The organism is Corynebacterium sp. UMB6689 (assembly GCF_030215295.1).
Taxonomy (GTDB): domain Bacteria; phylum Actinomycetota; class Actinomycetes; order Mycobacteriales; family Mycobacteriaceae; genus Corynebacterium; species Corynebacterium aurimucosum.
Genome location: NZ_JASOLS010000001.1, coordinates 174,526 through 194,222, shown reverse-complemented (window position 1 = coordinate 194,222; position 19,697 = coordinate 174,526). Strand labels below are relative to the sequence as shown.

18 protein-coding genes are annotated in these 19,697 nt (G+C 59.5%); 15 read left to right on the top strand and 3 right to left on the bottom strand.

Features of this window, described 5'->3' with window-relative positions; translation table 11 throughout:
- The first annotated feature begins 114 nt into the window (after nt 1–114).
- The 12 genes from QP363_RS00900 (at nt 115) to QP363_RS00845 (ending at nt 12,977) form a co-directional block, all read left to right on the top strand.
- The gene (locus tag QP363_RS00900; RefSeq protein WP_070445204.1) at nt 115–1,194 is read left to right on the top strand and encodes a cytochrome c oxidase subunit II; all 1,080 of its coding nucleotides are present in this window, start codon (nt 115–117) and stop codon (nt 1,192–1,194) included.
- 19 nt (nt 1,195–1,213) lie between these two features.
- A complete protein-coding gene (locus QP363_RS00895) occupies nt 1,214–1,645 on the top strand; it encodes a cytochrome c oxidase subunit 4 (RefSeq protein WP_070445207.1) in 432 nt (143 codons plus the stop codon).
- A gap of 558 nt (nt 1,646–2,203) precedes the next feature.
- Complete coding sequence (locus QP363_RS00890) at nt 2,204–2,815, top strand: heme-copper oxidase subunit III (RefSeq protein ID WP_232745219.1); 612 nt, start codon at nt 2,204–2,206, stop codon at nt 2,813–2,815.
- 67 nt (nt 2,816–2,882) lie between these two features.
- The gene (locus QP363_RS00885; protein WP_029159009.1) at nt 2,883–3,770 is read left to right on the top strand and encodes a c-type cytochrome; all 888 of its coding nucleotides are present in this window, start codon (nt 2,883–2,885) and stop codon (nt 3,768–3,770) included.
- Nucleotides 3,767–4,987 (top strand): ubiquinol-cytochrome c reductase iron-sulfur subunit, encoded by a 1,221-nt coding sequence (locus QP363_RS00880; protein WP_284761968.1) that lies wholly within the window; start codon nt 3,767–3,769, stop codon nt 4,985–4,987. Before QP363_RS00885 ends, QP363_RS00880 begins: the two co-directional genes overlap by 4 nt.
- Nucleotides 4,987–6,609 carry a cytochrome bc complex cytochrome b subunit gene (locus tag QP363_RS00875; RefSeq protein ID WP_070445213.1) on the top strand — a complete coding sequence of 541 codons (1,623 nt, stop codon included), beginning with the start codon at nt 4,987–4,989 and terminating at the stop codon, nt 6,607–6,609. The genes QP363_RS00880 and QP363_RS00875 overlap by 1 nt, the downstream gene beginning before the upstream one ends.
- Nucleotides 6,610–7,889: 1,280 nt before the next feature.
- Nucleotides 7,890–8,525 carry a C40 family peptidase gene (locus tag QP363_RS00870; protein WP_070445698.1) on the top strand — a complete coding sequence of 212 codons (636 nt, stop codon included), beginning with the start codon at nt 7,890–7,892 and terminating at the stop codon, nt 8,523–8,525.
- Nucleotides 8,526–8,683: 158 nt separating this feature from the next.
- Nucleotides 8,684–9,757: a C40 family peptidase gene (locus QP363_RS00865; protein ID WP_284761967.1), complete on the top strand. Its 1,074-nt coding sequence runs from the start codon at nt 8,684–8,686 to the stop codon at nt 9,755–9,757.
- A 3-nt stretch (nt 9,758–9,760) separates the two neighbouring features.
- A complete protein-coding gene (locus tag QP363_RS00860) occupies nt 9,761–10,924 on the top strand; it encodes a glycosyltransferase family 4 protein (protein ID WP_284761966.1) in 1,164 nt (387 codons plus the stop codon).
- Nucleotides 10,917–11,873, top strand: a complete 957-nt coding sequence (locus QP363_RS00855) for an ROK family protein (RefSeq protein ID WP_070643669.1) — start codon at nt 10,917–10,919, stop codon at nt 11,871–11,873. Before QP363_RS00860 ends, QP363_RS00855 begins: the two co-directional genes overlap by 8 nt.
- 66 nt (nt 11,874–11,939) lie before the next feature.
- Entirely contained in the window at nt 11,940–12,686 is a 747-nt protein-coding gene (locus tag QP363_RS00850; RefSeq protein ID WP_070711469.1) for a 1-acyl-sn-glycerol-3-phosphate acyltransferase, read from the top strand.
- 72 nt (nt 12,687–12,758) lie between these two features.
- Nucleotides 12,759–12,977 (top strand): hypothetical protein, encoded by a 219-nt coding sequence (locus QP363_RS00845; protein WP_246817306.1) that lies wholly within the window; start codon nt 12,759–12,761, stop codon nt 12,975–12,977.
- Between the two features lie 208 nt (nt 12,978–13,185).
- Here the strand turns inward: QP363_RS00845 and QP363_RS00840 are convergent, their stop codons facing one another.
- Nucleotides 13,186–14,448, bottom strand: coding sequence for a glycosyltransferase family 87 protein (locus tag QP363_RS00840; RefSeq protein ID WP_284761965.1), 1,263 nt, complete (start codon nt 14,446–14,448; stop codon nt 13,186–13,188).
- Nucleotides 14,449–14,509: 61 nt separating this feature from the next.
- Between QP363_RS00840 and QP363_RS00835 the strand changes: the two genes are divergently transcribed.
- Nucleotides 14,510–15,016, top strand: coding sequence for a polyadenylate-specific 3'-exoribonuclease AS (locus QP363_RS00835; protein ID WP_070445233.1), 507 nt, complete (start codon nt 14,510–14,512; stop codon nt 15,014–15,016).
- A gap of 73 nt (nt 15,017–15,089) precedes the next feature.
- Nucleotides 15,090–16,478: a class II 3-deoxy-7-phosphoheptulonate synthase gene (locus tag QP363_RS00830; protein ID WP_070445234.1), complete on the top strand. Its 1,389-nt coding sequence runs from the start codon at nt 15,090–15,092 to the stop codon at nt 16,476–16,478.
- A gap of 12 nt (nt 16,479–16,490) precedes the next feature.
- Here QP363_RS00830 and QP363_RS00825 read toward each other — a convergent pair whose 3' ends face one another.
- On the bottom strand, nt 16,491–17,741 hold the full coding sequence (locus tag QP363_RS00825) for a protein kinase (protein ID WP_070445237.1): 1,251 nt from the start codon (nt 17,739–17,741) through the stop codon (nt 16,491–16,493).
- 50 nt (nt 17,742–17,791) lie between these two features.
- On the opposite strand from QP363_RS00825, the gene QP363_RS00820 reads away from it, so the two are divergent.
- Nucleotides 17,792–18,190: an Rv2175c family DNA-binding protein gene (locus QP363_RS00820; RefSeq protein WP_070445241.1), complete on the top strand. Its 399-nt coding sequence runs from the start codon at nt 17,792–17,794 to the stop codon at nt 18,188–18,190.
- Here QP363_RS00820 and QP363_RS00815 read toward each other — a convergent pair.
- Nucleotides 18,159–19,697: an alpha-(1->6)-mannopyranosyltransferase A gene (locus QP363_RS00815; protein WP_284761964.1), complete on the bottom strand. Its 1,539-nt coding sequence runs from the start codon at nt 19,695–19,697 to the stop codon at nt 18,159–18,161. The two genes, QP363_RS00820 and QP363_RS00815, sit on opposite strands and share 32 nt — an antisense overlap.

Genomic DNA, 19,697 nt, shown 5'->3' with positions numbered 1-19,697 from the left:
TCTAATCAGTCCAGTGAAAAGGTCTGAAATTCAGGCAGGATCCTCTATCCTGATTGGGTAGGAATGCTCTGTGAGTATTCGAGAAGTTTGTGTGCACAGAAAGGCAGAACACACGTGGGACAGCGTAAGCAACGCAACCTCGGCCGTAAGGCGGGCCTAGCGGGCGTCATCGCTCTGGGCGGTCTAGCTCTGGCGGGTTGTGACGTCGCAGCACCGACGGCCGTTGAGAACCTCCTTGGTATGGGTTGGCCGAAGGGCGTGACCCCTGAGGCGACCTCGATGTACAACTTCTGGATCTGGGTCTGGGTTGCTGCATGGATCATCGGTTTCATTATGTGGGGTCTGTTCCTCACCGCTATCTTCCGCTGGAATGCGAAGAAGGCTGAGAAGGCTGGTAAGGGCGAGTTCCCCAAGCAGCTGCAGTACAACGTGCCGCTGGAGATGGCTCTGACCATCATTCCGATTCTCATCATTATGGGCCTGTTCTTCTTCACGGTTCAGGCACAGCAGAAGGTGACGGCATTGGATAAGAACCCTGAGGTTACCGTCGATGTCACGGCTTTCCAGTGGAACTGGAAGTTCGGTTACGCCGAGAACAAGGTTGATGGCGAGAACTACGATGGTGCCGATGCTGAGCGCCAGAAGCTCGCTGAGGAATCTTCCATGGATCCGGAGGGTACTGAGAACCCGAACCCGATCCACGGTAAGTCCATGGGCGATATCTCTTACCTCAACTTCAACAAGATTGAGACCGTTGGTACCACCGAAGAGGTTCCGGTGCTGGTTCTGCCGGTAGACACCCCGATTGAGTTCCGCCTCGCCTCCGGCGATGTTTCCCACTCCTTCTGGGTTCCGGAGTTCCTGTTTAAGCGCGATGCTTACGCACACCCGGAGAACAACTCTCAGGAGCGTCGCTTTCAGGTAGAGAAGATTGAGGAAAAGGGCGCCTTCGTTGGTCGCTGTGCTGAGATGTGCGGTACCTACCACGCCATGATGAACTTTGAGATTCGCGTCGTTGACCGCGCAGACTTCAACGAGTACCTCAAGTTCCGTGAGGAGAACCCGCAGGCAACCAACGCCGAGGCTCTCGAGCACATCGGTGAAGAGCCCTACGCAGTTACCACCGCTCCGTTCAACTCTCTGCGCGACACCCGCGATGCCGACAACTTTGTCGACACCGCTGAGGCGGCATAAGAAAAGGAACTGATAGAAAATGCGTGCAACATCTAAGGTCTTTTATTCCATCGCGACCTACCTCTTCGTGTCGCTCATCGTCTACATCATTGGCGTTAACTACGTCAAGGATGATGGCTACATGTACGGCACCGAGTGGGTCGGCATCGTGGGCATGGTCCTCGCTATGCTGCTCTGCCTCATGCTGGGTGGCTACCTGCACTTCACCGATAACCGTTCCGACATCGCGCCGGAAGATTGGGAAGAAGCGGAGACTGAAGACGCAGCTGGTATTCTCGGCTTCTTCTCTCCCAGCTCCATCTGGCCGCTGTGCATGACCGGTTCAATCGCAGTTCTTGGTCTAGGCATTATCTTCCTCTACTTCTGGATGATCATCTTGGGCGCAGTCCTGCTCGTCACCTCCGTGACCGGCCTGTCTCTGCAGTATGGCCTTCCGAAGGAAAAGCACTAAGGCTTAACCTTTTCTGCCGCGCTTTCTAGCGTCACGACTTCTCAAGCCTCCGCCACACCTCGTGGCGGAGGTTTTGTCGTTGATAAGACTGCGTCGTACTGCGTTGCGGAAAGTTCCCAACAAGTCGAAAAAATATCGCTATGGGTGGGGCGCTGGGGGAAGCAGGCGGCCGCCGAAAGCGTGTACCTGGAGGTCTGGGCTTAGAATTCCAGCACGTTAACGGCCATTTTTACGGGGGTCAACCGAAAGTTGCAGTCCTGCACTTTCGCCTATGGGGGTGGGTGTGATTTATCTCATTAGGGAAGGACCGCCCCGTGCCGGATTGCGGGCGAACCGTACCTCTTCTTGTCCTGTTGCTGGCTTCACAACATGCGTTGCCAAGACTCACTACCTGCAGGGATGGGGCGTCGTAAAGCGCGCTAAAAAGTTCCCGACTACTTCCTGGAAGATTTATAGTTCCTGTCCGGGGTGAAAACTGTGAAGGTCTAGGTCGTGGCCTCAAAAAAATCGGGGGGAAATGAGATGACTTATGCGGTCAGACCAGCCATACTGTTAGGCGTGACGAGCGTAGTTTCTAACCAAGGTATGGCAGCACCACGTGTTGCCGCGCTGAACCGACCCAACATGGTCAGCGTCGGCACCATCGTGTTCCTGTCTCAGGAATTGATGTTCTTTGCTGGACTGTTCGCGATGTGGTTCACCTCGCGTGCGAACGGCCAGGAGGGTGACTGGGCAGAGCACACGGCGCACATCAACGTGCCCATGGGCTTCCTCATTACGAGTGTCCTGGTTCTTTCCTCCGTGACCTCTCAGTTCGGCGTGTTTGCAGCAGAAAGGGGTGACGTTTACAAGCTCCGACTCTGGTACTCGGTAACCATCGCGTTGGGTGTTGTCTTCTTGGGCATCATGGCGTTCGAGTGGACAGAGTTGATCATGGCAGGTCTCACTGTTCAGTCCAGTGTCTTCGGATCGGTCTTCTACATCCTGACCGGTTTCCACGCGGCACACGTGACTGCGGGTCTGATCGCCTTCGGAATTATCTTGGCGCGCATTGCTCGCTCCAAGTTCACGCCTGCACAGGCCACCGCGGCAATGGCAGTGTCTTACTACTGGCACTTCGTTGACGTTGTGTGGATTGGCGTGTTCGTAGTCATCTACCTAGTTCAGTAGGCCGTAGTCGCCGGAGAATAGCCGGCCTACAGTCATTCATCTCCATGTACGAGTTATCTAAAGGAAAATGATGGATAACATCCAGCAGCCCGCCGCAGTGGAAGACACCACTGCCGCGGCTAAGAAGACCCGCCGTCGCCGCAAGGCGAAGCGCACGCTTGCTGGCGTCTTTGCATTGAGCATCGGGCTCACCGGCGCAGGTGTCTTGGCTTCCGCCCTGACCCCTGACGCACAGGTGGCCACCGCCGCAAAGGATGACCAGGCACTCGTTCAAGAGGGCAAGGACATCTACGAAGTCGCTTGTATCACCTGCCACGGTGCGAACCTGCAGGGTATCCAGGACCGTGGTCCTTCCCTCGTTGGTATTGGCGCCGGCTCCGTGTACTTCCAGGTTCACTCCGGCCGTATGCCGATGATGTCCAACGACGCTCAGGCCGAGCGCAAGACTCCGCGCTACACCGAGCAGCAGACCCTGGCGCTTGCCGCCTACGTCGCTGCCAACGGTGGCGGTGCCGACATCGTCTACGACGAGGATGGCTCCGTTGCGCAGGAGTCCCTGCGTGGCGCTAACTACAACGGCCAGATCCAGGCCGAGGACGTAGCAAAGGGCTCCGAGCTCTTCCGTATGAACTGCGCGTCCTGCCACAACTTCACCGGTAGGGGAGGCGCTCTTTCCTCCGGTAAGTTCGCGCCGCCGCTCGACCCGGCCAACGAGCAGGAGATCTACCAGGCAATGCTGACCGGTCCGCAGAACATGCCTAAGTTCTCTGACCGTCAGCTGACCGCAGATGAGAAGAAGGACATCATCGCCTACCTCAAGTCTGCGAAGGAAACCCCGTCTCCGGCTGGTTGGTCGCTCGGCGGCCTCGGTCCGGTGGCTGAGGGCCTGGCAATGTGGATCATCGGCATCAGCCTTCTGTGCGTTGCCGCTATGTGGATTGGATCTCGCTCATGAGCAACGTAAAGAAGAATTACTCTCGTAAAGAGCTCGATGCTATGAGCAACGACGAGCTCGCAGCGCTCGGTACCGAGCTGGATGATGTCACCGTCGCATTCCGCAAGGAGCGCTTCCCAGTCGAGGGCGATCCCGCTGAGAAGCGCGCTGCTGGCAATGTCATCTTCTGGCTGATCATCTCCGTCCTGATGGGTATCGCTTTCCTCGGCGTGTACCTCTTCTGGCCGTGGGAGTACAAGATGTTGGGTGAGGATGGCCTGTGGTGGCACACCCTGTACACCCCGCTGCTTGGCCTGACCTCTGGTCTGTGCATCCTGGGCCTGGGCTTTGCCATTGTTCAGTACGTCAAGAAGATTCTCCCCGAGGAGATTTCCGTTCAGCGTCGTCACGATGGCCCCTCTGATGAGGTTGACCGTCGCACGCTGACCGCGCTGCTGAATGATTCCTGGACCACCTCGACTCTGGGTCGTCGTAAGACCATCAAGGGTCTGCTCGGTGGTGCCGGCGTTCTCTTCGGCCTGACCGTTATCGCTCCGCTCGCCGGCGCTATCAACAACCCGTGGAAGAAGCGCCACGACTTGGACTACACCGGTGATGGCACCCTGTGGACCTCCGGCTGGACCATGCACGAGAAGGGCGTCAAGCTCTATCTCGCTCGCGACACCGGTACCATCGCAGAGATGCACGAGGGTGAGTCCGGCTCTCACTACACCACGCGTGGCGTCACCCGCCTGGTGCGTGTTCGCCCGGAGGATCTGGCTGCCGGTGGTATGGAGACTGTCTTCCCGCTGGCTGCTGAGGATGTCAATGATGGTGCGGAGTACTCCGAGGACAAGGACGTCTACACCAACCACATGCACTCTATCCATGGCAACCGTAACGCCGTGATGCTCATCCGCCTGCGCAACGATGACGCCAAGAAGGCCATCGAGCGCAAGGGGCAGGAAGACTTCCACTACGGCGATTACTACGCCTACTCCAAGATTTGTACCCACATTGGTTGCCCGACCTCGTTGTACGAGGCTCAGACCAACCGCATTCTTTGCCCGTGCCACCAGTCGCAGTTCGATGCTCTGCACTACGGCAAGCCGGTCTTCGGCCCAGCCGCCCGTGCGCTGCCGCAGCTGCCGATTGACGTGGACGAAGAGGGCTACCTCATTGCTAAGGGCAACTTCATCGAGCCCGTCGGACCTGCATTCTGGGAGCGTAAGTCATAATGAGTAACAAACTTGCACAGATGGGTAACAACATGGACGAGCGGTACTCCGCCGCCGGCGTCCTGCGTACCCAGCTCAACAAAGTCTTTCCCACTCACTGGTCCTTCATGCTCGGTGAGATGGCACTGTACAGCTTCATCATCTTGGTGCTGACCGGCATCTACTTGGCGCTGTTCTTCGATCCTTCCATCACGAAGGTCATCTACGACGGCGGCTACACTCCGCTGAACGGCGTCGAGATGTCCCGTGCTTATGCAACGGCTCTGGATATTTCCTTTGAGGTGCGCGGCGGCCTGTTCGTTCGCCAGATGCACCACTGGGCAGCACTCATGTTCATGATGTCCATGATTGCCCACATGCTGCGTATTTTCTTCACCGGTGCGTTCCGCCGCCCGCGTGAGGCCAACTGGATTATCGGTTGCGCTCTGATCCTACTGGGCATGGTCGAGGGCTTCCTCGGTTACTCCCTCCCGGATGACCTGCTCTCCGGTGTTGGTCTGCGAATCATGTCCGCCATCATCCTGGGTCTGCCGATCATCGGTACCTGGCTGCACTGGGCCATCTTCGGTGGCGACTTCCCGTCCGACCTTATGCTGGACCGCTTCTACATCCTGCACGTGCTGGTTATCCCGGGCATCATCCTGGGTCTCATCGCAGCGCACCTCATCATGGTCTGGTTCCAGAAGCACACCCAGTTCCCTGGACCGGGTCGCGCTGAGAACAACGTTGTCGGTGTCCGCATTATGCCGGTCTTCGCCACGAAGGCCATCGGCATGGGCATGATGGTTGCCGGCGTGCTGGCTCTTATCTCCGGTCTGATGACGATTAACGCCATCTGGAACCTTGGCCCGTACAACCCGTCCCAGGTCTCCGCTGGTTCCCAGCCGGATATCTACATGCTGTGGACTGACGGTGTTGCTCGTGTCATGCCGGCATGGGAGCTCTACATCGGCAACTACACCATTCCGTCTGCGTTCTGGGTCGCACTGCTCTGTGGCCTGATGGTTGTCCTGCTCTTCGCCTACCCCTTCATTGAGAAGAAGCTGACGGGCGACGACGCTCACCACAACCTTCTGCAGCGCCCGCGTGACGTTCCGGTTCGCTCCGCTATCGGTGCGGCTGCCATCGTCTTCTTCCTGCTGGTAACGCTGTCTGGTGGTAACGACCACGTGGCACACTTCTTCCAGATCTCGCTGAATGCGATGACCTGGGTTGGCCGTATCGGTCTGATTGTCCTGCCGCCGATTGCATACTTCATGACCTACCGCATCTGCGTTGGTCTGCAGCGCTCCGACCGCGAGGTGCTGGAGCACGGTATTGAGACCGGCGTTATTAAGCAGCTGCCGAACGGTGCCTTCATCGAGGTTCACCAGCCGCTCGGCCCGGTCGATGACCACGGCCACCCGATTCCGCTCGAGTACGCTGGCGCCCAGGTTCCGAAGCAGCTTAACCAGCTTGGTCTGGCTGACTCCGAAACGCAGGGTATCTTCTCCACCGATGACCCGGCTATCGTGTCCCGCGTCAACGAGATTCGCCACGAGAACCACGCTGAGGAGACGGAGATGTTCCGTCAGCTCAACGAGGCTAACCGTCGCGATGACGAGGAGAATGGCCGCATCTAGCGCCTTCACTCACTGAAACACGCTCACAGAGCCCGCACCGCCTTCCGAATAATAGGGAGGGGTGCGGGCTCTCAGCGTTTTATTGCATGAGGTGCATTAGGTGAAGTCTCGTCAGCCTTTTCCTTACCGCCCCCGACAGGCATTTGCGGTCTTCCGCTTGCCTGGCTTCCCTCACGCTGTGATCTCCACGAAGTAAGTGGGGTAGGGGGCCTTCTATCTGGGCGTGTGCAGCGCGGGTAGAGCGTGACCTATATAGAGCAGTAAGTCTCGTCCATGCGATGGACGGGACGCTTTTTCGTTCTTGCCGCTTATGCGGGCCGCTTGCAGGTGCTAGCAGGGCTAGAGGGCCGTTGGGCCCTTTTGCATTCCCTAATCTGTTCTTTCGGCGATACCGTCGCTCGAGATAGAGCGCTGGGCGTCGGCCGGAAGTACTTCAAGGGAAGAGGTAGGGGCAATTACTGAGTCAAGCGGCAAGTCCCGGCGTTCATGATTCTCTTCGGCTTCGCGCGTCCTTAGTAGTTGATTTCGAACGGTGCGCTAGGTCCCTTGATTGTCGTCGCTGCGTTGAGCGTCGTGCGTGATTGGACAGTGCGCTTCCCGTGCTTCTCTTTATATATATGGCTGCTGTTGCATCAGCGTTGTTCGCTAGTGATGGGAGGCGGAATGCGTGCGGGCCTGGGAGGGCGGATTTCCTTCTGCGATTAGTGTCGTTTGAAGCTCGGATGAGAGTTGGTGGTGGGTCAAATGGGGCTTTTGTTAAAGCGCATTACGGCGGTGTGACGAAGGTTACACAGCCAGTTTTGTAGAGCTTTTCTGTTGGCGTAGTGTGGCAATGGTCTAGGGGCGGCGCGTGTTCCTGAGGCCCTGATGTCGCTGCTCAGGGCAAGCTTCCGGCGATAGTTATTGTGCATTGGAGTGGAAGAATTGTGCACTATGTCGTTTAGGTTGCCATTTGATAACAGGACGGTAACGGAGTCGGTTTTGCGTTTCTGACTCGACATTGCTTGTGATGGTTTCGTAACCTATTCGAGACATTGAGTTACCGACACGGTGTACACATCACCGGTGCTCAATACGAACTGAAGATTTAAGCGCCGCGTCTGGCCCCTCCTAAAAATTCGGGGGCCGAGTGGAGATGGCTCTACAGGAATGGGTCATCGTCGAACACTAGGCCCGTCCCTTGGGTCAGAGCTTTCATCCGCGTTGCAGAGAAGATAAACGCAAGGTTGTCCTCTTGGCGGAGAAAAGTAGGCGCGCAGGAAGATTTGGAGTTTAAATTCGTGGCTAAGCACCGTCGTCAGGGCAACCTGAACACCCGTCGCATTGCATCCACCGCTGCTATCGCAGCAACCGCAGCGGTTGTCACCCCGGCAGCCGCCAACGCCGCCGAGGTTGTCGTTCCGAACACCGACATCCGCTTCGACGTTGCCGGCCTGGAGAGTGTCCCGAACATTCAGCAGCTGCCGAACGTTGACCGCTACATCCCGGCTTTCAAGGCTAACCAGGGTGGCGGCTACGCCGCTGCTGTTGAGACCCCGGCCGCCGCAGCCCCGGCCCCGGCACCGTCCCAGTCTGTTGGTGAGAAGGTGCTCGCAGCCGCTCGTTCCGCAATCGGTTCCCCGTACGTCTACGGTGCTAATGGTCCGAGCGCCTTCGATTGCTCTGGTCTGACATCCTGGGCCTACCAGCAGGCTGGCGTGTCCATCCCGCGCACCTCCCAGGCGCAGGCTTCCGCCGGTACCCCGGTGTCCCTCGATGCGCTGCAGCCGGGCGACATCATCGTGTACTACTCCGGTGCATCCCACGTCGGCATCTACGCTGGCAATGGCACCATCATTGACGCTCTGAACTCCGGCACCCCGGTGGGCGAGCGCTCCCTGCACTACATGCCGATTCACTCCGCAGTTCGCTTCTAAGCGCGCTGGGTAGTCTTTTCAACCCCTTCCGCTGCTCTTGCCATGTTGATGGTGAGGGTAGGGAAGGGGCTCGGCTATTCTTGTAGCCGTTATGTTTTTGCTCGACTGAGGGTATGATCCAGTCAGCTATTAACCTTCTCTAAGTTTCGGGGGTACCCATGTCGCGTCGTGGCCTTGCGTGTGCGGTCGCTGCACTTGCCTTGAGCACCGTTCCAGTAGCCGTCCTTTCACCATCGGCTATGTCCCAGGAGGTTTCTCCGGAGCAGCAAGAAAGCACCCCGCAAGCGCAGGAGCCTGAAGATCTCCCTGGCCTCATTGCGCGTATGGCGGACGTCGCCCAGCGCGTGTCTGCCAAGGGTGAAGAGGTCAAGGGGCTTGAGGATGAGCTCGCCGAGTCGGAGAAGGCCATTGAAGAGTTGGACCGCAAGGCCGAGGAAGCGCACCGCAGTTCCGAGGACGCCTCCGCGGCGGTAGCTGCGCAACAGGAACGCATCGATGCGCTCGCGCAAAAGCGTTATCGCAGGAATGCTGCATCGACCTCAGTTTCGGCTGCTCTTAACGCCAATGACGTCGCCAGCGCGGTCGAGCGCATGGGCTACCTGGGCGCGTTGTCCAAGGCTGCGAAACGTGAAGAAGTTGCGATGGTAGCTGCCTCTGCCGCCGCAGATGATGCGCACCAGGAAGCTGTCGATGCTGCCGCGGAAGCCCGCCGCAAGCGTGATGAATTGCAGGAACAGCGGGATACTGTTCTCAAGGAAAAGGCCGAGCTGGAGGAACAACAGAAGGAACTAGAAGTCACCGTTGATGGCCTCAGCCCCGAAGCGCGGGAGGCGTGGATCCAGCACTTCGGCGGGTCTTCCGGTCTTGACTTAGCCGCGTTGGCTGATGGCTCTGGCTCCGCCGCCGTCGAGGCCGCTCTTACCCGCATCGGCGCTCCCTATGGGTGGGGTGCTACCGGTCCCGATGCCTTTGACTGTTCGGGTCTCATGGTGTGGAGCTACCAACAGATGGGCAAGAGCATTCCACGTACCTCCCAGGCGCAGCTTGCCGGTGGCACACCAGTGCCGATGGATCAGCTGCAGCCAGGGGACATCGTGGGCTACTATCCCGGCGTGACCCACGTGGGAATGTATATCGGTGATGGCCAAGTAGTTCACGCCTCCACCTATGGTGTGCCCGTGGCCGTGGTGCCGCTTAATTCCATGCCCGTCCAAGGCGCTGTTCGTTACTAGGCTATGGCGCGCACCCTCCTCGTCACCAATGACTTCCCGCCTACTATTGGCGGGATTCAGTCCTATCTTCGAGATTTTCTAGCCACCCTCAACCCGCAGGATGTCGTGGTCTTCGCCTCGACTCAAGATAGTGACGCTGCCGCGGAGTATGACGCGACGCTGCCCTATACCGTGGTCCGCTGGCCACGCAGCATTATGTTGCCGACGCCCGCCACAGCTCGTCGTATGCAGCAGCTCATTCGTGAAAACAACATTGAGACAGTCTGGTTTGGTGCTGCAGCTCCGCTGGCGCTTATGGCGCCGTCCGCGCGTGCGGCTGGGGCAAGCCGCATTGTGGCAACGACGCACGGGCATGAGGTGGGGTGGTCCATGCTTCCCTTGGCGCGGCAAGCCTTGCGCAGAATCGGTCAGAATGCCGATGTCATCACGTATATCTCTGAGTACACGCGCAACAGGCTCGAGCCCGCGTTCGGCACGCGTGCCCGGTGGGTGCACCTGCCCTCGGCGGTCAACCTAGAGGATTTCACCCCGGCTACTACGGAAGAGAAACAAGCAGCACGGGAGCACTTCGGGCTAGGCCCAGGCCCGGTCATCGTCTGCATCTCCCGCCTGGTCCCGCGGAAAGGCCAAGACCAGCTGCTGCGCGCAATGCCGGAAGTGCGCGCGCGAATTCCAGATGCCCAGTTGCTCATCATCGGGCGCGGTCGTTATGAGTCGACTGTGCGTGAGCTTGCGCGCCTGTACTGCCCGGACGCCGTGGTGCAGGAAGCACGGGATACGGCGGAATTGCGGATGGCGCTACACGCCGCCGACGTGTTTGCCATGCCGGCGCGCACCCGGGGTGGCGGCCTCGACGTCGAAGGCCTGGGAATTGTCTACCTAGAGGCGCAGGCGGCGGGCCTGCCAGTGATTGCAGGGGATTCTGGCGGTGCGCCGGAGACAGTAACGCCGGAGACGGGCATAGTTGTGCGCGGTTCCTCGGTGCCGGAGCTTGAGCTAGCGTTGTGCACGCTGCTTGGCGACGTCCCCGGAGCCCACCGTATGGGGGAAGCTGGACGGCGCCACGTGGAAGAGCATTGGACGTGGGAGATTATGGGCGCACGATTGCGTGAGGTTCTTGAATGTGATCGTGGGCAGGACGCGGTATATCCTACTAGTCATGCTTGAACACTTTCCCTCCGCTGAAGGCGGCCACGCTGGCCTCACCATCGGGTTCGATATCGGTGGAACCAACCTGCGTGCTGCGGTGATTGATCCCTCCGGAGAGATTGTGGATTCGCTGAGTGTGCCCACCGCCACGGATGCGCAAACACTCGAAGATGACATCGTGCGCTGCGTAGACAATCTGGCCGCATCCCATGACATCGAGGCCGTGGGGCTTGCTCTCGCAGGCTTTTTGGATCCCGAGTGTGAAGTCGTTCGTTTCGCACCGCATTTGCCGTGGCGTGATGCCCCAGTACGCGAGATCCTCAGCAACCGTATGGACATCCCGGTTCGCCTAGAACACGATGCTAACTCGGCTGCTTGGGGGGAATGGCGCTTCGGTGCTGGACGGGGTGCGAAGGACTGGGTCTTTTTTGCCGTGGGAACCGGCATTGGTGCCACGCTTTTTACTAACGGCACAATCTACCGAGGAGCTTTCGGTACCGCACCAGAGTTTGGGCACCTTGTCGTGTCACCGGGTGGGCGCCTGTGCTCCTGCGGCAAGCGTGGTTGCCTCGAGCGTTACGCCTCCGGCACCGCATTGCCGGATACCTGCGAGGAATTGCGCGGCGACTATGATACCGCCCTTCCGCTAAACCCCTCCGGCGAGGAGATCACCGCTGCGGCTCGACAAGGTGATCCACTGGGATTGGCCGTCATGGAGAACTTCGGCCAGTGGCTCGGGCAGGGGTTGTCCATGGTGGCAGATGTGCTCGATCCAGAGCTGATTGTAATCGGCGGCGGGGTGTCCCAGGACGCGGATCTTTACCTAGATCAAGCGCGGGAGTCCATGGCTAGCCAGATTGTCGGGGCCGGTCACAGGCCCCTGGCCCGAGTCGCAACCGCGAAGTTGGGTTCGGCGGCAGGTATGATCGGAGTCGCTGATCTCGCCCGCCAGGAGCACCGAGGTTAACACCGCACATTTTTCTTTCACCGGGCAGCACTGCCTGTTCGGCACATACAGATAGGACTATAAGCGATGCGAAACAAGTGGTACTGGGCCTTCAAGCACATCTTTTTCGGCCCGGCCCTTCGAGTGTGGAACCGCCCATGGTCCGAAGGAATGGATCGCATCCCGGAGTCCGGACCGGCTATCTTGGCCTCCTCCCACCAAGCGGTGATGGATTCCTTCTACTTCCCGCTTCTGTGCCCGCGGCAGATTACCTTCTTGGCAAAGAGCGAGTATTTCACTACCCCCGGCTTCGTCGGCCGCATGCAAAAGTGGTTCTTTAGCTCGGTCGGGCAGGTGCCGATTGACCGCGTCAACAAGGACGCTAGTGACGCGATGCTGGCGAGCGCGGAACGCATTATTGGCCGCGGAGATCTTTTTGGCATCTACCCGGAGGGAACTCGCTCACCTGATGGGCGTATCTACAAGGGGCGCACCGGCATGGCGCGCATCGCGCTGACCACGGGTGAAAAGGTCATTCCGATCGCCATGATCAATACCCGGAAGGCCAACCCGATCGGTTCGTGGATTCCGCGCCCAGTTCGCGTCGGCATGCGCGTGGGAGAGCCCATCGACCCCCGAGCATGGGCCGCTGAGCGTAACCTCGACCCGCAAGATCACGCCACCGCTCGTGCCTTTACGGATTACGTGATGAAGCAACTCTCGGAATTGACGGGCGAACCTTATGTCGACGTGTACGCTTCCGATGTCAAGGCTTCCTTGCAAGCCGGACACGGCTACCCGGAAGGGGCCGAGCCCGGTTCGGAGGCGCGGTAATCAGTGACTTCCTCCCCCAAACAGCGATTAGCCTGACCCGATGTAGCAAAGGGGATCTCCATCTTGGGCGTCGTGCTGTTGCACATCACGCTCACGGTTCCAGAATCCAAGGACACGTGGCTGGCTGCCTTCAACGTGTGGCTGGACCCCTTGCGTTTGCCTTTGTTCTTTTTGGTGAGCGGCTTCTTCGCACAAAAGGTGTTTCGCTTCAGCTTCGCAGAGCTTTTCACGCGCCGCCTATTTCCGGGATGCCATTGCTGCATTCACCTCCGCCATCGAGGCACCGTTTAAGGGAACGTGGGATCATCGTAGCTTCTGGGCATATTCCGGGATGACCGTGGCCTATGCCATCGGATTTTTCACCCGCCGCGCGTGGGATAACTACTCAGCGCCTGACCGTTCTTTATGGCTACCCCATGGCGCTCCACCCGCGGGAGGTCACCCTGGCGGGTCAATGGCCGCTGGAAAACACCTGGTTCTGGCTCAGCATGTGCGTGCTCTATTGCGCTGTTGCGTCCTTGGCCCTATGGGCCCTAGGCAAGGTACCCGTCTTGGGCTGGGCGCTGACCCCACCGCCGATCGGAGCCAGTCGGCGGAAGAAGGAACCTTCCTCCAAAGGTGTGAGCTTGAGCCAGCAGCTCAACGCAACGAGGAATACGACAAGCAAGAAGTAGTCATTGCCCGGAATCTGCTGCCACCACGACCACGTCAGTTCGAGTTGCTCACCGTGGGGGACAAGCCAGTGACCGCGGGCTAGAAGAACTAGCCATGTGAGGCTGGCAATGAACCAGCGGCGGCGGGCAGTCAGATACACCGCCGCCAAGCACAGCCACGTGAAGTGGTGCGACCACGAGACAGGTGAACACAGCAGCGCTGCCGACGAGGCTAGCAGCAGAAGCTCAATCTGTGAGGATGTGCGCTCCATGACCCACCACAACGTCGCCACGATGAGGAGGCACCCGACTATCCAGAGGGCTGTTGCCTGCTCAGGGATGACGCGGCTGAGCAGGCCCCAGAGGGATTGGTTGCTGGAGTAGGTCAGTGTGCCGATGCGGGAGGAATCCCGGATGGTATCGCTCCAATACACCGTGGAGCTTGCCGGCGAAGCGAGGTGGCCCACCACGCCGCAGACCGCAAAGGAACCTAGGGCCGTAGTGAAAGCACGCCACTCGCGGCGGATGACAAAGACCGCAAGGAAGACCGCCGGGGTTAGTTTGATAGCCATAGCCACGCCGCTAAGGACTCCACGCCACGGGCTCCGCGAGTTCAGCAGCAGGCAATCGACAACGACCATCGCTGTCAACAGGAGATTGACTTGGCCGAAGCTGAGAGTATCGATAACGGGCTCGCACAGCAGACACACACAGAGCGCCCACGAAGACCACCAGCCGGGCCTGTGAGTGGTGCAACTCCGAGAAAGGACGGCGTAGAGGCAGCCCCAGAGCGCTGCCACCGATGCCGCAGTGAGGAGAAGTGAGAGTAGCCACAGCGGTATCCACGACACCGTGGCAAAGAGCACTGCGGCAAAAGGCGGGTACGTAAAGGGCAGTGAGACGCCGTTGTCGAGTACATAGCTTTGCGTGTAGAGATTCTCTCCGCGCAGCAGCGCGCGCCCTCCTTCGCGATATACATCGAGGTCAACGTGGTAATAGGGAAGCACGGAGCCGCCGCTGAATAACGCTGCAGGCTGGATAATCCACGGTAGGGCTGCCAGCCCAGCGATTATCAGGGGGAGAAAGGGAGAGGAAAGGGCTTTCTTCACGCAGCTGAGTATAGGCCCCCAGTGGCAAGGCAGCTCTAGGCGGCAGACTAGGATACGGGACGTGCGCTACTTCTACGACACCGAATTCATTGAGGACGGATCGACCATCGAGCTGGTCTCCATCGGTATTGTCGGGGAAGACGGAAGCGAGTACTACGCGGTGTCCACAGATTTCGACCCCGCGAAGGCTAATGCGTGGGTGCGGGAGAACGTCTTGGATAAATTGCCAAGCCCCGCAGACCCAGTTTGGAAATCACGTGAGACCATCCGCGAAGAGCTCTTGAAATTCTTGGGCCGGCATTCCACGCCCATTGAGCTGTGGGCTTGGGTAGGAGCCTATGACCATGTGGTCCTCGCACAACTGTGGGGAGACATGGCTAGCCTGCCCAAGGGGATGCCGCGCTATACCCGCGAACTGAAGCAGTATTGGGAGTTTGCTGGCCGCCCTAAGCTGCCTCCAGTACCCAATGGCAACCATGATGCGTTGGTCGACGCCCGCCATAATCTGGCTAAGTTTCGAGTCTGCGAGCAGCAATTGCCGCTGACTAGGGGCAACCGCGTGCATTAATCGTGAATTAATACCGCGGCCGAAAAGTCCATTAACTAACGCGTGACAGGCCCAAGATGGTTAAATACTGGGTGTGAGTTGGACAGTAGATATTCCCAAAGAAGTGCTTCCTGATCTGCCGCCGCTGCCGGAGGGGATCAATGAGAAGTTCCAAGACGCCATTTCCCGCGAGGCAAAACAGCAGCCGAGCTGGGATCAGCTGCAGGCTGATAACGTGCGCAAGATTCTTGAATCCGTACCGCCTATCGTCGTGGCCCCGGAAGTTGAGGATCTCAAGCGCAAGCTTGCCGACGTCGCCTTGGGCAAAGCCTTCCTCCTCCAGGGTGGCGATTGCGCCGAGACCTTCGAATCCAACACTGAGCCGCACATCCGCGGCAACATCAAGACGCTGCTACAGATGGCCGTGGTGTTGACCTACGGCGCGTCCACTCCGGTAGTAAAGCTGGGACGTATCGCCGGCCAGTACGCGAAGCCGCGCTCCTCTGATCTGGACGCGAACGGCTTGTACAACTACCGCGGTGACATCGTTAACGGCGTGGAAGCTAACGAAGAGTCCCGCCGCCACGATCCTGCCCGCATGATTCGCGCCTACGCGAACTCCTCGGCGGCAATGAACCTGGTCCGGGCGCTGACCCACTCCGGAACCGCAGACCTGTACCGCCTCCACGAGTGGAACCGCGAATTCGTGGCTAACTCCCCGGCGGGTGCGCGCTACCAGGCGCTGGCGGATGAGATTGAGAACGGCCTGGCCTTCATGAACGCCTGTGGGGTTTCGGACGAGACCCTGCGCTCGGCGGAGATTTACTGCTCCCACGAGGCGTTGTTGAAGGACTACGAGCGTTCCATGCTCCGACTGGGCACGGATCTCAACGGCGAAACCAAGCTTTATGACTTGTCTGCACACCAGCTGTGGATTGGTGAGCGTACCCGTGGTCTTGAGGACTTCCACGTGGCCTTTGCTTCTATCATCGGCAACCCCGTGGGCATCAAGCTTGGCCCTGGCGTGACGCCGGAGCAGGCAGTGGAATACGCGGAGAAGCTTGACCCGAACCGTGAGCCGGGCCGCCTCACCATGATTGCCCGTATGGGCCACGATAAGGTGCGCTCCGTGCTGCCCCCGATCATCAAGGCAGTGGAGGACTCCGGCCACAAGGTTGTGTGGCAGTCCGATCCTATGCACGGAAATACCTTCACGGCATCGAACGGTTACAAGACCCGCCACTTCGACAAGATCGTCGACGAGGTCCAAGGCTTCTTCGAGGTCCACCGTGAACTGGGCACCCACCCGGGCGGCGTGCACCTGGAGTTCACCGGTGAGGACGTCACCGAGTGCCTTGGCGGCGCTGAGGACATCACGGATGTGGATCTGCCGGGCCGCTACGAGTCCGCCGTGGACCCGCGCCTAAACACCCAGCAATCGCTGGAGCTGTCTTTCCTTATCGCTGAGATGCTGCGCAACTAGGAGCTGCGCAGGCTAATACGGCCTCCAGAGAATCGGCCACGTGCCGTATTCTCCGGAGCCGAACCACCAAGCCGCCACGGCGACGGCCAAGGTGGCGAGGCCGACGAGGACGAGGAAGCCAATGAGGGCTATCGCGCTGCGGTTGCTCAAGGGCCGTTCTTCCGGCTCTTCCTCGGCCCCGGCTGGAGGAACGGGGGCAGAAGGCTCCGGTACCGCAGGGGAGGGTGCCGGGGGCTCGACAGGCTCGGCTGGCGGGAAGAAGGCGTCGTTGCGCGGCTCTACCCGGGTTTCCCGCGTTGGGGGCTGGGGCGCAGGGATAGCTGAGGTCGCTTCAAAGACCCGGGTATTATCCGTGCCCGAAAAATCCGTTGGCACGGCAGCAGTACGTGCGGCAGCTGAGTTCCGCGGAATGGGGACAGTGAACTTCGGGAGCTGTAGCTCGCGGGAGACATCATCCAAGGCATCGAGGAATTCGCCGGCATCCGCAAACCTTTCGGCTGGCTGGCGTGCAGTGGCGGTGGCCACGAGGGCGTCGAAAAGCATGGGTACCCCCTCGATGCGGGAGGAGGGCGCCACCACATCCTCGTGCACGCGCGCGGTGGCGTGCGCCAGCGGGGTATCGCCGTGGAAGGGGACTGTGCCGGTCAATAGTTCAAAGAGCACGATTCCCGCGGAGTACACGTCGGAGGCCGGCGTGATATCCGCGCCAGTGACCTGCTCGGGGGAGAGGTAGCTGACGGTACCGACGATCTGGCCGGAGCTATCGTGCTCCGCCTTGGCGGAGCGAACCAGACCGAAATCGCCGACCTTGACGCGGTGGCTATCCGTGATCAGAACATTGTCCGGCTTGATATCTCGGTGCACGAGGCCGGCATGGTGCACTTCGGTGAGCCCGGCCAGCACGGAGTGCATGACGCCGGCTGCGGCATGCGGCGGCATGGGTCCGCGTTCCGCAAGGAGCTCGCGCAAGGTACCTCCGGTGATGAGCTCCATGATGAGATAAATGGGTAATCCATCCGCGGAAAAGTCATGCACGGCGACGAGATTGGGGTGGCTCAGCTGCGCCATCGCGCGTGCTTCGCGTTCGAAGCGGGTGACGAAGACGGGGTCATCGTGATAGCGCTCATCCATCACCTTGGCCGCCACTGCGCGACCCAAACGCATGTCAACGCAGCGATACACGGTGGACATGCCGCCCCGAGCGATCGGCTGATCGATGCGGTAGCGTCCCTCAAGAATGTCGCCCACGTTCAGCCTTGTCATGGATTCCAGTATGGCTGATCGGCGCCCCAAAGTGTGATCCGGCTACAGTTGTGTCCGTGACTAAGTCTGAGAAAAACACCGAGAATCCGCACCCAGAACTGCCGCAGCTCCTCGCCGGGGAAAAGCTGCTGACGCTGAAGGAGGTCGCTGAAAGGCTCGATCTCCCGATCACGCGTGTCTTCGATCTTCTCAATGCGCGCAAGTTCATTGTGTGGCGCAATGCCGAGGGAGAGCGCCTCGTTCCGGAAGCATTCTTCAACGCCAAAGGCGTCATTTCCAAGCATGTGTCTGGAGTGATTACGGTCCTCTCCGACAACGGGTGGGGCGATAACGAGATTCTGGCGCACCTATTTACCGAAGATGATTCTTTGCCAGGCCGCCCCATTGACGCGCTGCACGGGCACCTGGCGCGCGAGGTTATTCGGCGCGCACAGGCTTCGGCTTTTTAGAACCCTCATCGGGCTTCGGGGCCGCGGTGGTGCGTGGAACACCATCGAAAATCCATTGCGTTGCTGACCAAGCTACGACCACCATGGCGATATCCCAGAACCAGTTATAAAGCTGGTGGTTCCCGTCGCCGGCAAAGGCGACGCCGATGAAAATAGCCACGCCGGTGGTGAGCTTGATCAAGGGCAATGGCGGGCGGAACGTTCCCATGAGCGTGAGCACGGAGGCGTAGTACCAGGGCAGCGTCACAGAGTTGAAGACGAATGCCACCTGGTAGGCAGCGGCCGTGGCGGCGATAGCCCGGCGCACGCCCGTGCGACCCCACCACCATACGAGGACGAGGCCGAGGATCATGAGGAACATCGCAGCCGAGCGCAGCGCGGTGAGCACACCGTTATAGGTGGTATCGGGGGAGAAGACCTGGATGAGCGGCACGAGGATGTCAGCCAGCAGGGTAGGGCCAGCTAGAGGGTTGATGACCTTGGAATTGCCGCTGATCTGTGACAGCCAGCCCCACGAGCTTCCCGACACCCACGTAATCGCCGCCACCGCCAGTGCGACCTCCACCACGGCAAGGAAGCCGGACAGGAGGAAGACTCCGAAGCGCTTGATGGGCTTCGTCCCCTTTGGGGCCCAGTGGTGCAGCATGAGCCACACGATAAAAGGTGCGGCGAAGACAGCGGTGGCCTTGAGGGAGACTGCCACACCGACGAGAAGGAGGCTGACATGGAACTTGTGGTGCACTGCAGCAAGCAAGCCCAGCGATACTAAGCCCACCATGACTGATTCGTTGTGCATTCCACCGACGAGGTGCAAGAGCATCACTGGATTCGCCACGCCCAACCAGAGCGCGAGGGCAGGATCGCCTCCGATGCTTCGGGCTAGCCGTGGAATTGACCAGGCGATAGCTGCAAAACCCAGGACCGAAATTGCCTTGTAAACGATGATGCCCGCGGCGACGTTTTCTCCTACCAGGTGGGTTACACCATTGCCCATCCACAGATGCAAGGGGCCATAAGGGGTGGTGGTGTTGCGCCAGTCGTGGGAGACCTCCAAGAGGAAGGGACCAGGGTTCACCGCCGCGCCTTCGACATAAGGGTCGAAGCCATCACGCACCATCGCACCTTGCATGAGATAGGAATACACATCGCGAGAAGCCAGCGGTGCCGCACACAACAAAGGGGCAACCCAGCACAGCAGCATCCGACGAATATCGGACAGCGCGCCGTCTGGTTGTGGGTTCTTCAACTGCGGGGCAATGAAGTAGCGGCCGGCTAAAACCCATGCGGCAACCAAACCGAAAAGGCCAACCCAATAGAGGACCATGCCGATGTTGCGGCCATGGCCATAAGCCAGAAAGCCGATATTGAGCGCCTCAAGGAATCCACCGCGATTGCGGGTAGCGCCACCGGAGAAAGAGGCAAGCGCCAGCACGACAGCGGCGATGATGCCCAAAGGCAGGGGATGGGGAATGCGCAGGGGCACGCGCGTGGTTGTGGGACGAGCCAT

What these genes read in the sequence shown, in the direction of transcription:
- QP363_RS00895 (WP_070445207.1), top strand. Translation starts at nt 1,214, where the DNA reads ATGCGTGCAACATCTAAGGTCTTTTATTCCATCGCGACCTACCTCTTC.
- QP363_RS00885 (WP_029159009.1), top strand. Translation starts at nt 2,883, where the DNA reads ATGATGGATAACATCCAGCAGCCCGCCGCAGTGGAAGACACCACTGCC.
- QP363_RS00880 (WP_284761968.1), top strand. Translation starts at nt 3,767, where the DNA reads ATGAGCAACGTAAAGAAGAATTACTCTCGTAAAGAGCTCGATGCTATG.
- QP363_RS00875 (WP_070445213.1), top strand. Translation starts at nt 4,987, where the DNA reads ATGAGTAACAAACTTGCACAGATGGGTAACAACATGGACGAGCGGTAC.
- QP363_RS00865 (WP_284761967.1), top strand. Translation starts at nt 8,684, where the DNA reads ATGTCGCGTCGTGGCCTTGCGTGTGCGGTCGCTGCACTTGCCTTGAGC.
- QP363_RS00860 (WP_284761966.1), top strand. Translation starts at nt 9,761, where the DNA reads ATGGCGCGCACCCTCCTCGTCACCAATGACTTCCCGCCTACTATTGGC.
- QP363_RS00855 (WP_070643669.1), top strand. Translation starts at nt 10,917, where the DNA reads ATGCTTGAACACTTTCCCTCCGCTGAAGGCGGCCACGCTGGCCTCACC.
- QP363_RS00850 (WP_070711469.1), top strand. Translation starts at nt 11,940, where the DNA reads ATGCGAAACAAGTGGTACTGGGCCTTCAAGCACATCTTTTTCGGCCCG.
- QP363_RS00825 (WP_070445237.1), bottom strand. Translation starts at nt 17,741, where the DNA reads ATGACAAGGCTGAACGTGGGCGACATTCTTGAGGGACGCTACCGCATC.
- QP363_RS00815 (WP_284761964.1), bottom strand. Translation starts at nt 19,697, where the DNA reads ATGGCTCGTCCCACAACCACGCGCGTGCCCCTGCGCATTCCCCATCCC.